16 protein-coding genes are annotated in these 14,972 nt (G+C 39.1%); 7 read left to right on the top strand and 9 right to left on the bottom strand.

Annotated elements, in window-relative coordinates; genetic code table 11:
- Positions 1–170 precede the first annotated feature (170 nt).
- Together H4J59_RS14790 and H4J59_RS14785 are read left to right on the top strand one after the other, a co-directional pair.
- The gene (locus H4J59_RS14790) at positions 171–581 is read left to right on the top strand and encodes a hypothetical protein (protein ID WP_182240585.1); all 411 of its coding nucleotides are present in this window, start codon (positions 171–173) and stop codon (positions 579–581) included.
- Positions 582–829: 248 nt separating this feature from the next.
- A complete protein-coding gene (locus H4J59_RS14785; protein WP_259369544.1) occupies positions 830–1,345 on the top strand; it encodes a DUF3016 domain-containing protein in 516 nt (171 codons plus the stop codon).
- Positions 1,346–1,527: 182 nt separating this feature from the next.
- On the opposite strand, the gene H4J59_RS14780 is transcribed toward H4J59_RS14785, so the two are convergent.
- Both H4J59_RS14780 and epmB read right to left on the bottom strand, forming a co-directional pair.
- Positions 1,528–1,824: a hypothetical protein gene (locus tag H4J59_RS14780; protein WP_182240583.1), complete on the bottom strand. Its 297-nt coding sequence runs from the start codon at positions 1,822–1,824 to the stop codon at positions 1,528–1,530.
- A 187-nt stretch (positions 1,825–2,011) separates the two neighbouring features.
- Positions 2,012–3,040, bottom strand: coding sequence for an EF-P beta-lysylation protein EpmB (gene epmB / locus H4J59_RS14775; RefSeq protein ID WP_310733200.1), 1,029 nt, complete (start codon positions 3,038–3,040; stop codon positions 2,012–2,014).
- Between the two features lie 46 nt (positions 3,041–3,086).
- Between epmB and efp the strand changes: the two genes are divergently transcribed.
- The 5 genes from efp (at position 3,087) to panP (ending at position 8,469) form a co-directional block, all read left to right on the top strand.
- The gene (gene efp / locus H4J59_RS14770; RefSeq protein ID WP_146879317.1) at positions 3,087–3,659 is read left to right on the top strand and encodes an elongation factor P; all 573 of its coding nucleotides are present in this window, start codon (positions 3,087–3,089) and stop codon (positions 3,657–3,659) included.
- Positions 3,660–3,916: 257 nt separating this feature from the next.
- The gene (locus H4J59_RS14765; protein WP_182138156.1) at positions 3,917–4,858 is read left to right on the top strand and encodes an ABC transporter ATP-binding protein; all 942 of its coding nucleotides are present in this window, start codon (positions 3,917–3,919) and stop codon (positions 4,856–4,858) included.
- A 5-nt stretch (positions 4,859–4,863) separates the two neighbouring features.
- Entirely contained in the window at positions 4,864–5,637 is a 774-nt protein-coding gene (locus H4J59_RS14760) for an ABC transporter permease (protein ID WP_182240581.1), read from the top strand.
- A 44-nt stretch (positions 5,638–5,681) separates the two neighbouring features.
- Positions 5,682–6,371 (top strand): tRNA (guanosine(46)-N(7))-methyltransferase TrmB, encoded by a 690-nt coding sequence (locus H4J59_RS14755; RefSeq protein WP_182240579.1) that lies wholly within the window; start codon positions 5,682–5,684, stop codon positions 6,369–6,371.
- A gap of 469 nt (positions 6,372–6,840) precedes the next feature.
- Entirely contained in the window at positions 6,841–8,469 is a 1,629-nt protein-coding gene (panP, locus tag H4J59_RS14750; RefSeq protein ID WP_182240577.1) for a pyridoxal-dependent aspartate 1-decarboxylase PanP, read from the top strand.
- Positions 8,470–8,574: 105 nt separating this feature from the next.
- Here panP and panC read toward each other — a convergent pair whose 3' ends face one another.
- The 7 genes from panC to sfsA form a co-directional block, all read right to left on the bottom strand.
- Entirely contained in the window at positions 8,575–9,423 is an 849-nt protein-coding gene (gene panC, locus H4J59_RS14745) for a pantoate--beta-alanine ligase (RefSeq protein ID WP_182240575.1), read from the bottom strand.
- A gap of 143 nt (positions 9,424–9,566) precedes the next feature.
- Complete coding sequence (gene panB, locus H4J59_RS14740) at positions 9,567–10,361, bottom strand: 3-methyl-2-oxobutanoate hydroxymethyltransferase (RefSeq protein WP_182240573.1); 795 nt, start codon at positions 10,359–10,361, stop codon at positions 9,567–9,569.
- A gap of 57 nt (positions 10,362–10,418) precedes the next feature.
- A complete protein-coding gene (gene folK / locus H4J59_RS14735) occupies positions 10,419–10,910 on the bottom strand; it encodes a 2-amino-4-hydroxy-6-hydroxymethyldihydropteridine diphosphokinase (protein ID WP_182240570.1) in 492 nt (163 codons plus the stop codon).
- Positions 10,910–12,352, bottom strand: coding sequence for a polynucleotide adenylyltransferase PcnB (pcnB, locus tag H4J59_RS14730; protein ID WP_404852027.1), 1,443 nt, complete (start codon positions 12,350–12,352; stop codon positions 10,910–10,912). The genes folK and pcnB overlap by 1 nt, the downstream gene beginning before the upstream one ends.
- Before the next feature lie 87 nt (positions 12,353–12,439).
- Positions 12,440–13,336 carry a tRNA glutamyl-Q(34) synthetase GluQRS gene (gene gluQRS / locus H4J59_RS14725; protein WP_310733203.1) on the bottom strand — a complete coding sequence of 299 codons (897 nt, stop codon included), beginning with the start codon at positions 13,334–13,336 and terminating at the stop codon, positions 12,440–12,442.
- 21 nt (positions 13,337–13,357) lie between these two features.
- Positions 13,358–13,798: an RNA polymerase-binding protein DksA gene (gene dksA, locus H4J59_RS14720; RefSeq protein WP_182191795.1), complete on the bottom strand. Its 441-nt coding sequence runs from the start codon at positions 13,796–13,798 to the stop codon at positions 13,358–13,360.
- A 287-nt stretch (positions 13,799–14,085) separates the two neighbouring features.
- A complete protein-coding gene (gene sfsA / locus H4J59_RS14715; RefSeq protein ID WP_182240568.1) occupies positions 14,086–14,796 on the bottom strand; it encodes a DNA/RNA nuclease SfsA in 711 nt (236 codons plus the stop codon).
- Positions 14,797–14,972 lie beyond the last annotated feature (176 nt).

Below are 14,972 nucleotides of genomic sequence, written 5' to 3'. Positions count from 1 at the left end.
ACATGTCGGCCATTCAAGTACTGCGCAGTGTTAAGGCAGAATGTAGCTTGTTTATCGGGTAAATTTGAAACAATATACACAGTGCAGAGATGACAAAAAAACAGTGCGCTAGGCTAAAAATCTAAAGGAAAAACTATAAAGATAACGATAAAAAGTGAGCGAGTTCAGATATGAAGATAGAAAACACCATCATTACCAAAGGCTTTATTCTTGCGGGTTTAATGAACTTGTCAGTGCTAATTTTTTCAAGATTATTTACCAACACCACCATTGCTGAATTTGATCCCATCGTGATGTCTAACTTTGGTTTACTGATGATTCTTATTTGGGGCTTAGCTTATATGTCAGTTGCTAAAAATTACCAGCAAGTAAAATGGTTAATTGGTGTTTTTGCGCTGGAAAAATTAATTTATGCCGGTGTTTGGAGTAATTGGATGCTGACCAATAACCTTGCTGACGTTTACGCACAAGATTTAATGGCAGGCGTGTTTTACTCCATTTATGGCATCAATGATGGGGTGTTTTTTGCTTTCTTTGTCTTCGTTTTTGTCCAAAAATGTAAAGTAAAAAATAGTCAGTAGAAAATAAAAATTATAAAATAGTAGTCTACAAAGCAAAGAAGATTCGGAGGGGGATTGTCGCCTTTTAATTCGCGATAGATTATTTATACTATAGATAATATTAGCTACGTGCCTATGATATTGATAGGGTGCGAATACAGGGTTATAAATCTGCTTAAAATGGTATAACACAATAATTAGCAATTAGATCGATACTTTTCTTAGGTGCTACGGTCTACTATTACACTGAAAGCAATAAAGAGGATGAAATGATGAATAAATTTATGACAGGTTTACTAAGCCTTGTTGTCGTTTTAATATCAACGGCAACGGCAACGGCAACAGCACAAGCGGCGCAAGTTGAAGTTAAGTGGACAAATCCTGACAAGTATTCTGATATTGATGCGGGCCAAGAACATCGTCAACATTTTAAAGACAGAACCTTTAAAGCTTTTGAAGAGCATTTTGCTAAAATGGCTGAAGCGCTACCAGAACAACAAAAATTAGTTTTTGATATAACGAACCTAGATTTAGCCGGTGATGTTAATTTTGGTGGTACGAAACGTATTCGTATTATAAAAGATATCTTTTTTCCAAGTATAGAGTTCAGTTACCAGTTATTGAATGCCGATAATACTGTGGTTAAAAGCGCAGAGGTTTCATTAAAAGATATGGGTTTTTTAATGCATAACAGTTTTAGATATCGTAATAAATCGTTAAGTTATGAAAAAGATATGCTTGATGATTGGTTTAGAAAGACCTTTGAAAACGAGATGGTTAAATAGCCTGACTTTTCTAATCAGAGTGGTTTAATCAGAGTTTTTCATTAGCATTTTCAGTAACGATTTTGCTAGTGAAAATCTATGAGTTGTCAGCTTTAAGAGAAAAGTTCATCAGTAAAATATAAAGTTTTCAGGCATAAAAAAACGCAGTAAAGCTGCGTTTTTTGCTTTTAACTTTTGGCTATTTAGCTTTGTTCAAGCTTAGCTAGTACCATAAATAACTGCTCTATTTTTTTTACAATATCGATCAGTGCTTGCTGATCAGAGGTTTTTTGCCAAAAAACCAAATCATTGGCTACTTCTTCAACGTAAGGCTGAAAAGTATTTGCTGAACATTTAAAGCCAGCGTCTGGGGTAAATATTGCCGCAAAGCCTGCTTGTTTGGCTTCACGTAATGTAGTTAATGTGGCGTCTGCCGCCAATGATTTTTTTAAAATGATCGAAATATTATCGATTAATTGTTTGTGTACCGCTTCGCTCATAATAACTCATCTTCTTTTCGTGTCTTCAATGGCGCTATTATGCCAAATTGAATGGCATTTTGTTAGCTTCTAAGATAATTTCTCTAACAAGTTTTGGCATTAAATTACGGTGAATATTTACATAGCCAATGTTAGGTCAAATTTTTCTTAGGTTTTGTTCGCTGCTCCCGCAATTTCTCTAACCAGTTTAGGTTAAATTAATCGGTGTTTTGTTCGCTTCTCCCGCAATTTCTCTGACAAGTTTTGGCATTAAATAGCCGGGTAAAATCGCCAATAGCTGCAAAGTGATTTTTTTTGCTTCTGCTTCTGTGACATCAAAATGAGCGACGCCTTGTACTTTATCAAATAAATGTAAGTAGTAAGGCTGAATACCGACATCAAATAAGCCTTCACTTAGTGCTGCTAGCGTGTTGGCGTTGTCATTAATGCCTTTTAACAATACGCTTTGATTAAAGAGTGGAATTCTGGCCGTAAGCAAAGGTTCAATAGCCTGTGAAACGTTAGCGTCGATTTCGTTGGCATGATTGATGTGAAAAACGATCACGGGTTTAAGTCTTGTTAAGCTTAAGGTTTTAACCAAAGCAGGCGTTATACGCTGTGGAATAACGATGGGCAAACGGGTGTGAATACGTAACCGTGTCACGTGGGGTATTTTTTCAATTTCGGTAATTAACCATTGCAAGTGTTCGTCACTGGCCATTAACGGGTCGCCACCGCTAAAAATCACTTCGTTGATTTCTAAATGTTGTTCAATATAGCTAAGGGCTTGTTGCCATTTTGCCTTATTTGGGCTGTTATCGGCATAAGGAAAGTGGCGGCGAAAACAGTAGCGACAGTTAATCGCACAGCCTGTTTTTACCATCATTAATACCCGATGTTTATATTTATGCAGCAATCCGGGGGCAACGGTGTCATGTTCTTCTAGTGGATCTTCGCTATAACCGTCAGTTATTGAGAACTCTAAATCTAATGGCATAACTTGTTTTAGAATAGGGTCGTTGATATCGCCTTTTTTAATGCGAGACATTAAGGGGCGCGGCACTCGCACCGGAAATAGTTTACGTGCAGCAAAGTGCTGTTGATAGCTTTCTGGTGAAATTTCGACCAACTCTAACAAGGTTTTTGGGTCGGTAATAACATTTGCCAATTCTTTTTGCCAAGAAGTGTGCAATTTATCGCTGATTTGGGTTATTATTTGCGGCATTTCTATATTCAATTTTTAACCTTTGCGTGTACTGCGTGAACGAACGAGCATAATAATTATGGCTAACTTTAGCACTAACCAGTTCAAAGCTGGACTTAAATTAATGATTGATGGTGAACCTTGTAACATTATCGATAATGAAATTGTAAAGCCAGGTAAAGGGCAAGCATTCAACCGTATTAAAATTCGTAAGTTAATATCTGGCAAAATATTAGAAAAAACGTATAAATCAGGTGAAAGTGTTGAAGGCGCCGATGTGATGGATTCAGAGTTAGGTTATTTATATGCTGATGGTGAGTTTTGGCATTTTATGGATAATGTAACCTTTGAACAAGTGGCGGCAGACGATAAAGCTGTGGGCGATGTCGCTAAGTGGTTAGCGGAAGGTGATATCTGTACCATTACATTCTGGAATGGTAACCCTATTTCAGTCGAGCCACCGAACTTTGTTGAATTACAAATTACTGAAACTGATCCTGGCCTAAAAGGTGACACCGCAGGTACTGGCGGTAAACCGGCAACACTAGCAACTGGCGCCGTGGTACGTGTGCCATTATTTGTCCAAATAGGTGATGTGGTAAAAGTTGATACGCGCAATGGTGACTATGTGTCACGTGCGGGTAAGTCTTAAGTTTTAGCTAGTATTGCCTAATGACAAAAGCCTGCATTTTGCGGGCTTTTTTGTTGCCGAGCAATGATACCCTTGCTTAAATTAATGGCATTTTTCTACTATGGCAAGGCAAACGCCTTGACCACAATTTATTACTCGTTCGCCATTATTACTCGTTAACTTATTAAATGCATTTTGGTGAAAGCACAAGGCATTATAAGTTGAAAATGACCAATTTGCCCCCACATTAAAGGCACGCAATTTTTTTAAGGTTCGCTATGCAATCAGCATTAAAAATATCAGGATTAAAGAAAACCTATAAAGGTGGCTTTCAAGCACTTAAAGGTATTGATCTGACGGTTAAACAAGGCGATTTTTTTGCTTTGCTTGGCCCCAATGGCGCCGGTAAATCAACCACTATCGGCATTATTATGTCATTAGTGAATAAAACGGCAGGTAAAGTTGTTGTTTTTGGACATGATATTGATCAAGAACTTGAAACCGCTAAAAGCTTTATTGGTGTAGTACCGCAAGAGTTTAACTTCAATCAATTTGAGTCGTTAATGAAAATCTTGGTTAACCAAGCAGGTTACTACGGTGTAGAGCGTAAATTAGCGGTTCAGCGAGCTGAGAAATATTTAAAAAAATTAGACTTATGGGATAAACGTAATGACTCGGCCCGTATGCTTTCAGGTGGCATGAAGCGTAGATTAATGATTGCTCGAGCATTAATGCATGAACCACAAATGCTGATACTTGACGAACCCACTGCCGGTGTAGATATTGAACTACGCCGCTCAATGTGGGAGTTTTTACGTGAGCTTAATCAGCAAGGCATTACCATTATTTTAACCACACATTATTTGGAAGAGGCTGAGATGCTTTGCCGAAATATTGCCATTATAGACTCAGGTATTATCGTTGAAAATACCGATATGAAATCCTTATTAGCTAAATTAGATGTAGAAACCTTTGTTTTTGATTTAAAGCCAAATAGTGTGCCGACAGCCTTGGCGGATTTTAGCTCTAGAGTGATTGATGATCACACTTTAGAAGTGGACGTTAAAAAAAGTCAAACCATTAATGCTGTGTTTATCGATCTCAATAAACAAGGTATTGAAGTATTAAGTATGCGAAATAAAAGTAATCGCCTAGAAGAGTTATTTGTTGGTCTAGTCGGTAGCGGTCAAGCAGCGAGCAAAAGCGCGGTTAAGGAATAAATATTATGGCATCATCTAGAAATATCATTGCGCTTAAGAGTATTCTGCACAAAGAAATACACCGCTTTATGCGTATTTGGGTGCAAACCTTGGTTCCACCCGCGATTACCATTAGTTTGTATTTTGTTATCTTTGGCTCGTTAATTGGCTCGCGCATTGGTGAAATGGGTGGCTTTGATTATATGTCATTCATTGTGCCCGGTTTGATTATGATGAGTGTTATTACCAACTCATATTCTAATGTCGCCTCGTCATTTTTCAGTGCTAAGTGGCAACGAAATGTTGAAGAAATGCTGGTGGCACCGGTACCTAATTGGGTGATTGTTGCTGGCTATGTGGGCGGTGGAATGGCACGAGGCATGTTAGTAGGCAGTATAGTGACGCTAGTATCTATGTTTTTTGTTGATATACAAATACATAACATTTGGGTGATTATTACCACAGTGGCACTTACCTCAGCTACCTTTGCTTTAGGGGGCTTAATTAACGCTATTTTTGCTGGTAGTTTTGACGATATATCTATCATCCCAACTTTTATATTAACGCCACTGACCTATTTGGGCGGGGTGTTTTATTCGATCAGTTTGTTACCTGATTTTTGGCAAGGTGTATCGCAAATCAATCCAATTGTGTATATGGTTAGTGCTTTTAGGTATGGTTTTTTAGGTATTTCTGATGTGAGTTTGGCCTTGTCATTTTCGGTGTTAGGCGTGCTTATTGTGAGTTTGTACACTATTGCTATGGTGTTAATTACTAAAGGTATTGGTTTAAGAAGTTAAGCTTAACCACTAGCTAATAAATTGAAGTTTATAGGTAAAAAGTAATGAGCAATACAGAAAAAATCGGTGACTCAAGAATGATTGAAACTAACCAACCTGATATGCATGAAAAGTTGGTTGATATCGTTCATAAGCATATTGCGCATCCATCACGAAAGCCAATACAAGCACACACTCAGCAAGCATTTGATGAAATTAACGCTATTGTGCTCGCATTTTCGGGCGAAGTTATTCTTGATTCCTGTTGTGGTGTTGGCCAAAGTACGCGCTTATTAGCCAAGCAAAATCCAGATGCCTTAGTTATAGGGATAGATAAATCTGCCCATAGAATTAACCGTAATGTCGATGAAGTTGAGCATGATGACGGTCAAGGCAGAGTAGAGAATTATCATTTGATCCGCGCTGATTTAAATGACTTTTATCGCCTTGTTGTAACGGCCAACTGGCAAATAAGTCAGCATTATATTTTATATCCAAACCCTTGGCCAAAAGCTAAGCATGTGCAGAGACGCTGGCACGGTAGTGCTGTTTTTCCACAAATTATTGCTGTTGGGCAAGAAATTATTTTACGCAGTAACTGGCGACTCTATTTAGAAGAGTTTCAACTGGCCGCGAGTATATTTTCTTTGCAAGGTGATATATCAGCGATTAATGATGCTGAGCCGTTAACGCCATTTGAGGCAAAGTATCAAGCGAGTGGCCAGCAATGCTGGCAATTGCGTATTTTTAAGTAACGACAGCGGTAAACTAAAAACAAAAAATTGGTTAAATTAACAAATTTTTAGCCAATTTATAGCGTTCGAATATTTAGTGTTAAGCTGCTTTTTATTGTTTTTATTATATATTTCATTTAGTTATGTTTTTGGCCTGAATGTTGATATTACTTTAGTATATCAACTGATAATTTAGGATGAATAACATGACAAATAATATTAAAAAAACCGTTTTTATGCTGGCATTAAGCAGCTTGGCAATTGTTGAACTGGCTTTGGTTTATATAGCAACTTTAGTGGGTTAAGCACGATTTTAGCTAAGTATTACCGCTAAATTCAGGCAAGTTAAATTGAGCTTTATTTGGCTTTATCTTATGTTTAAAACTCAATTTTGATTGAAAAAACGAGACTTTTGCTTGATTTTTTATTACAGTGCCGCTCATATATAAATATCAACTTACTTAAGGTAAGTCGTTAATAGTGAATAAATATGACGGTGAATAAACGCGCGGCAAAAGCGTCTGAAGAGTCTTTACTGCGCATTTTTACCATTCCTGTCGCACCTGATTCTACATTAGGTCGAATAGAGAATGAGATATCGCAAAACTTGGCAGGCTTCCTTGGCGCACATATAGCGGCAACAGAGCAAGCGTTGAGCGAAATTGAAAAAGACTTTGCTGATTCGCAGATCCCTGAAGAGCCGGCTTTTGTTTCTGATCACATGCAGCACTTGCTTGACAAGTTGGTGTCTCAGTCTGTGCATACCTCAAGTCCAAGTTTTATTGGCCATATGACCTCAGCACTGCCTTACTTTATTTTGCCGTTGTCAAAGTTGATGGTGGGCTTAAATCAAAACTTAGTCAAAATTGAGACCTCTAAAGCCTTTACTCCGATGGAACGACAAGTTCTGGGTATGATGCATCGTTTAGTTTATCAAGATGAAGCACCATTTTATCAACAGTGGATGCACAGTGCGAATCACTCGTTAGGCGCATTTTGCTCAGGTGGCACTGTCGCTAATTTAACGGCACTTTGGGTTGCGCGTAACAATTTACTAAAGCCTGATGGCAATTTTAACGGTGTAGCGCGTGAGGGCTTATTTAAGGCGCTTAAACACTATCAGTATGATGGCTTAGCTATTTTAGTCTCGGCTCGTGGTCATTACTCACTGAAAAAATCAGCCGATGTGCTTGGCATAGGTCAAGACAGTGTTATTGCTATTCCAACCGATGAAAATAATAAAATTGACTGCCAATTGCTGGCCGCTAAATGTCAGCAATTAGCCAGTGAAAATATTCATGTGCTCAGTATTGTTGGTGTCGCTGGAACAACGGAAACTGGTAATGTAGACCCCCTTGATAAAATGGCAGCCATTGCCCAACGTTATGGTGCGCATTTTCATGTTGACGCGGCCTGGGGTGGAGCCACTTTATTATCGAATAAGTATCGACCCTTATTAAAAGGCATTGAGTTAGCTGACTCGGTGACTATCGACGCACACAAGCAAATGTATGTGCCGATGGGCGCTGGGCTAGTGGTGTTTAAAGATCCGGCCTCGGTGGCAGCGATTGAACATCATGCGGAGTACATTTTACGTAAAGGCTCGAAAGATTTAGGTAGTCATACTTTGGAAGGCTCACGCCCAGGTATGGCAATGCTGGTATATTCTGCCCTGCACGTGATCAGTCGCCCCGGCTATGAAATGCTGATTAATCACAGTATTGAAAAAGCACATCATTTTGCTGAGCTAATAGCGCAGCACCCTGATTTTGAATTGATCACTAAACCTGAGTTATGCTTATTAACTTATCGCTATAATCCTGCCATTGTACAAAAATTGTTGGCGAATGCTGATGATATTGAGCAAGAAAAAATTAATGAATTACTCGATAAACTGACCAAGTTTATTCAAAAGCGCCAACGTGAAAATGGTAAGTCTTTTGTTTCTCGTACCCGTATTGAAGTGAAAAAATATCAAGGGCGCAAAACCTTAGTTTTTCGTGTTGTATTAGCTAATCCATTGACCTCAAAAACGATTCTTCAAGATGTTTTAGCCGAGCAAACAACCTTGGCACAAGAAAGTGAAAGCTTTTTGCCATTGTTACTGGCGATGACCTAAACATTTTTATCGGCAAATAAAAAAGCGACTACCCTGAGTAGTCGCTTTAATGTTTACTGCGTTATAAAGCTATACATTCATAAAGCTATCCAGTTATAAAATAACTTAAGCTAATGTTACTCGTAGGTTATCGATTAACCGTGCTTTACCACAATGCGCGGCCGCGAGAATCACCAGTTCTTTATCGTCTATGCTTGCGGGTTGTAAAGTGCGCGCGTGACAAATATGAATATAATCAGTTTTCATGCCAGCTATATTAATATTACTGGCCGCTTTTTGCGCTAAGCCAACAAAGTCATTGTTGCTTCGTATGGCTTGAGCAAGCCACTTAAGGTTTTGACTTAAGGCAGGCGCGATGTTTTTTTCTGCTTTATTGAGATAATTATTACGTGAGCTTAACGCTAAACCTGAGGTTTCTCGCACGGTTTCAACGGCTATTATCTCAATCGGCATAGATAAGTCTTCCACCATGGTTTGAATAACTTGCACTTGTTGATAGTCTTTTAAGCCAAAGCAGGCAATATCGGGTTGCACTAAATTAAACAACTTACAGACAACCGTTGTTACACCACGAAAATGTCCAGGGCGACTTTCACCACAATAGTATTGAGAAACATTCGGTACTTCAACATAACTTTGTTGGTCTAACCCCTTGGGGTAAATAATCGCAGGCGTTGGCGTAAATAATAAGTCGCAACCCGCGGTAAGTAATTTCTCTTGATCCGCTGCCATAGTGCGAGGGTAATTACCAATATCTTCAGTGGCGCCAAATTGCATTGGGTTAACAAAAATGCTGGCAACCACTTTATCGGCAACCAATTTAGCTTTTTCTACTAAGGCAATATGCCCTTGATGTAAGTTGCCCATAGTGGGAACAAAAGCAATTTTAAGACCTTGTTGGCGCCAAAGATTAATTTCGCCACGTAAATTCGAAATTTGTTCAATTGTTTGCATGGTTATTCTACTTTCTACTCGGTGTGAATGTTGAAGGCTAAAGCTTTAACGACGATAGCTTTTATAGCCAACAGATACATTAATTTTTCAGCTTCTAATGGTCTACATAATATATTGCGTCTTTATGTCATCAGAGTTGTTGGCTAGGTGAATATGTGCTCAGGGCCTGGAAAATTACCTTTGCTGACTTCGTCAATATACAGCTCTACTGCCTTTTTTATATCGCCAGTATCGATTAAAAAGTTACGTGAAAACTTAGGCATATAACTACATGAGATGCCTAAGGCATCATGCATCACTAAAATTTGTCCGTCAGTATCTTTACCTGCCCCTATACCTATGGTTGGTATTGATACGGCTTCGGTAATAGCTTTACCTAGGCCACTTGGAATGCACTCTAGCACTAATAACTGTGCACCGGCGGCCTCTAATGCTTTGGCGTTTTCAATCATCTCTAGGGCTTTGTCGCTTTCTCTACCTTGTACTTTAAAGCCACCAAAGACGTTAACTGACTGTGGTGTTAAGCCTAAATGGGCACAAACGGGGATACCGCGCTCAACTAAGCCTTTAATGCTGGCTTCTAACCACTGGCCACCTTCTATTTTTACCATGCTGGCACCGGCTTGCATTAGCTTAGCGGCGTTTATATAGGCTTGTTCGGTAGTTGCGTAACTCATAAATGGCATGTCAGCGATAATAAGGCTGTTTTCCACACCACGTTTTACACAAAGTGTATGATAAGCCATATGGCCGATATCAACGGGTAGGGTATCGTCATGGCCTTGTAAAACCATGCCTAGTGAGTCACCGATCAATATTGCGTGAATACCTGCTTGATCGAATATTTTTGCGAAACTGGCATCATAGGCGGTAATAGTGGTAATTTTTTCACCTTGTTGTTTCATTTTCTGCAAGGTGGCGGTGGTTATTTTGGCCATAGTATTTCCGTTGGTTATGATGCAGCATTAATTTTTGCTACTTTTAGAGCTGTTATTCTAACTTAACTTACTGTGAATTTTTAGTCCATTTTTATTGATCTGGTCAGCCAGTTCTTGAATATTATCACCATCAGGTAAAATTAAGTCAGGTGCTATTTCTGCCAGCGGTAGTAGCACAAATTCTCGTTGCTTTAAGCCATAGTGCGGAATGGTTAAGCGCTCAGTACTTATCACTTGCTGGGCAAATAACAGTATGTCTAAATCCAGCACCCTAGCACCCCAACGATTATCCTTGCGAACACGACCGGCATTTTGTTCAATATGTTGTAGTTGATCAAGTAATGCAATGGCACTTAGGCTTGTTTTAATGGCGACCACAGCATTCATGTAATCAGGTTGATCTTGTGGTCCCATTGGGCGACTAAAATATAATGAAGACACTTGGCTAACCTGACAGTTTTCTAATTGCGCTAGTTTAGCTAACGCAGAAGATATTTGTGCTTGCGGATCAGCTAAATTACTGCCTAAACCAATATAGGCTAAAGTCATTAGGCTTCGCTACTAGCGCTTTTTACCCGAGGTTTTTTGCGCTTACGTGTGGTGCGTCGAGGGCCATTCTTACTGGGTACAATACTTTTTATCATCACTTGTTGTGTGTCGGCATTAGCTTCTTGAAATTCTCCCCACCATTTAGCCAGTTCTTGCAGAGAACCTGGCTCGCTTTGACTAATGTTTGGCTGTTCAATTTCAGCGCGCAGTAATAAAAAGTCATAACCGGCTCTAAACTTAGGGTGTTCAAGGGTTTTAAATGCGCGTTTACCATCTCGGCGAACTAACTTCTCTTGTAAAATCCAAATGTCTTTCATCACGGCTTGAAAGCGTTTGGGTATAGCGATACTGCGCTGTTGCTCTGACATCACTTCACTTAATGCGCCAAAAAATGCATCTTGTGGTGTTAGTTGAGCTTCACGATTTAATCTTTGTATTTGCTCTTGCATCGGATACCAAAGCATAGCAGCAAATAAAAATGCTGGGGTAACACGCTGGTCATTATTAACTCTATGATCCGTGTTTTTCATCGCTAAACTGATGAAGTCAGCTAAATAAACTTGAGACTTTTGATTCAGTTGTTGATCAACCGCAGGGAAGAAGTACTGAAATAAACTGTAATCACGCAGCAGTTCAAAGTTTGCTAACGCTTTGCCAGACATAAACAGCTTTAAAAACTCTTCAAACAAACGCGCAGGTGGAATATTAGCCATCAGTGGCGCAAGCGTTTTTATCGGCGCTTTGGTGTCAGGATGAATTTCCATATCTAATTTTGTCGCAAAACGAATAGCACGTAACATTCTAACGGGGTCTTCACGGTAGCGTGTTTCAGGGTCACCAATTAAGCGAATTTGTTTGGCGTAAACATCAGCTACACCATTGGCAAAGTCATAAACCTTAAAGTCTTTGGCTGAGTAATAAAGTGCATTAATGGTAAAGTCACGACGTTCGGCGTCTTCTTCAATACTGCCATAAATATTGTCACGCAATAACATGCCGTCTTCACTTTGCTTTGAGGTTTTTTGGCAATTTTTTTCTTCATCGCTATCGTGATGGCCCCTAAAGGTGGCCACTTCAATAATTTCACGACCAAAAACAATATGGGCAAGACGAAAGCGACGACCAATAAGTCGACAATTACGAAACAATTCTTTAATTTGCTCAGGGGTTGCATTGGTGGCAATATCAAAATCTTTGGGTTCAAAACCTAAGATAATATCGCGAACACCACCGCCCACTAAGTAAGCGTCATAGCCGCCTTTATTTAAGCGATATAATACCTTTAAGGCATTATGACTAATGTGTTTTCTAGATACAGGGTGCTGATCACGTGAAAGTATAATAGGTTGTTCAAATGATGGCTGCTTAGAATTTTTTTTTCGTGCTTTTCCGAGAACTTTTTTACACAAATTGATCACGCTTTTGATAATGGTGGACCCCAGTTTTATCGATAAATTTACCGCGCAATGATATAACAGTGTAAAGGAAAAGAGAATGGAAACAGTGTGAAAAGTCGGCGTTAATTGTACTTATAAAACTATTTCTTGTGATTTTGGTACTTGAGTGATCGACCAGTGGGCGATTGCCCAAGTTAAAAGCTCAGTCACATTGGCTTGTTGTAATTGTTCAGGCGGCTGTTGACCCAAAAATTTTAAGGCGGCAAATAGTGAAGGTACTGGATTTTTTTGATCAATTTCAGGGGCGTTATTTTGCTTACTTAGTTTAAAACCTTGCGCAGTTACCGCCAGCGGAAAATGACCAAACTTAGGGGCATTATGTTGTAAAATTTGATAAAAACTTAATTGCCTTGCTGTGGGTTCAAGTAAATCACAACCACGGATAACATGGGTAATACCTTGATAGATATCGTCAACAACGACCGCTAATTGATAGGCAAATAGGCCATCTTTTCTCAAGACAATAAAGTCTTCTTGAGCCAGCTTAGCATTACAGGTTACTGGGTGTTGAATAAGGTCGTGATAGTGTGAAATACCTATAGTGTTAATCACACGAATAGCACTAGCATTTTCCGGCTGTGATAAGTGTCGACAATGGCCTGGGTAGATTCCGCCCGTGGCTTTAATTTGGGCTCGCGTACAGCGGCAATAATAACTGAGTTTTTGTTGGGCTAATTCAGATAAAACTTCACGATAAACGTTACTTTGTTGGCTTTGGTAAAGTACGTCTTCATCCCAGTGCAAACCATAGTTTTCCAGTGTGGTTAATATTTCAGCACTGGCGCCGGCCTTTTCCCTCGGTGGATCAATATCTTCAATTCTTACTAACCATTGGCCGTGATTATGCTTGGCATCTAGATAACTTGCTAGTGCAGCAATTAATGAACCGAAATGTAATAAGCCGGAAGGCGAAGGGGCAAAGCGGCCCCGATAGTGACTGGCAGTATCGGGTCGCAAAGATTGGCTGATAGCTAACAATGTTGAGGGTTTTTAACCCGCGAGTTGACGTTCTTTGATTTCTTGTAATGTTTTACATTCAATGCAAAGATCAGCTGTTGGGCGGGCTTCTAAACGGCGTATGCCAATTTCAATGCCACAAGAGTCACAAAAACCAAAATCATCATCTTCGATAAGTTGTAAGGTTTTTTCAATTTTCTTGATTAGTTTACGTTCACGGTCACGTGTACGTAATTCAAGACTGAACTCTTCTTCTTGAGCCGCACGGTCAACAGGATCAGGAAAATTTGCTGCTTCATCCTGCATATGCGATACGGTACGATCAACTTCTTGGCGAAGTTGTATACGCCACGCATCTAGAATTTTTTTGAAATGTTCTAGTTGCGCGGCATTCATGTATTCTTCTTTAGGCTTTTCAACGTAAGGGTTGACACCTGCTAATGCTAAAATACCTAATGTTTTCTGTGCTGGCATGCTAATTCTCCTAGCCCTAAATCGATGAATATTGGTTACGTCATGTAACTTCATCGCTTGGTTGCAACGGCCAATTTATACAGGCCTAAAATATCTCACATATATTGTGCTAACTTATATAAAATTCAAGGCTTAATTGATAAATAATCAGGATAAAATATAAAGTTTTTTTAAAATATTACAGCGGTTTAAATTTTAACCAAGATGATAATAAAATTTAAGCAAGCTCTTTTAGCAAGTTTTTAACCCTCTCGTCAATCATTATTCTTGCTATTTTTTTGTTATCACTAAAATATGACCGGTACTTTGTTCGCTAAAGTCATAGTGAAATTATGTTTTTCTTGTTGAAAAGTAGCTTTGTAAGCTATGATTTCAACACCTCGTTGGCTTGCTTCACGCAGTAGTTCTGCGTATTTAGCATCAATATGTGCTGCAGGCTTAACATCTTTTATGCCTGAATGTAGTACCGCAAATAAAAGAACGGCTCTGTGGCCTTTTTCTGCCATGGCCATTAACTCGCGTAAATGTTTTTGCCCTCGCAAAGTCACCGCATCGGGAAAATAGCCCTGATCTTCTAATAATAAAGTCACACTTTTGACTTCAATGAAAGTCTCTTGGCCACTTTTATCCGTTAGGTGAAAATCAATTTTACTATTTTCGTCGCCATATTTAACTTCGCGCTTTAATGCTTCAAAACCCTGTAGTTCAGTAATGGTGCCATTTAAAATGGCTTGTTCTGCCAGTTGATTCGCTCGCAATGTATTGACACAAATAAAATGATTTTCTTGGGTCTGTGTTAACTCCCAGCTAAAGGGGTATTTGCGTTTAGCGTTTTCTGAGGTGCTAAACCAAACAGTATCATTAGGCATAGCACAGCCACTCATCGCACCGGTATTGGCAACATGAATGGTGCAATCGCTACCATCTTGTAAGGTGATATCTGCCAAGAAACGTTTGTAACGCTTAATTATAGTCGCTTTTGTTAAATTAATTTTCATTACATATTTTCATTACATATTATTAGTCATCAGGCTTATTGCATATTACGTGATGAGCCGTTGAACTGCTAATTTCTCTCAACAGACTTTACTGTCTTTATAACTTAGGGATAAAAATGACTTAGGAATAAAGCAGAGTTTTAAGACCATAAAACTGTGTTTCCGTACTTAATTTT

This window comes from Colwellia sp. MB02u-10, from assembly GCF_014077185.1.
Classification (GTDB): Bacteria; Pseudomonadota; Gammaproteobacteria; order Enterobacterales; family Alteromonadaceae; genus Cognaticolwellia.
Note: the sequence above shows the minus strand (reverse complement) of the source record. Positions and strands in the feature narration are given on the sequence as shown.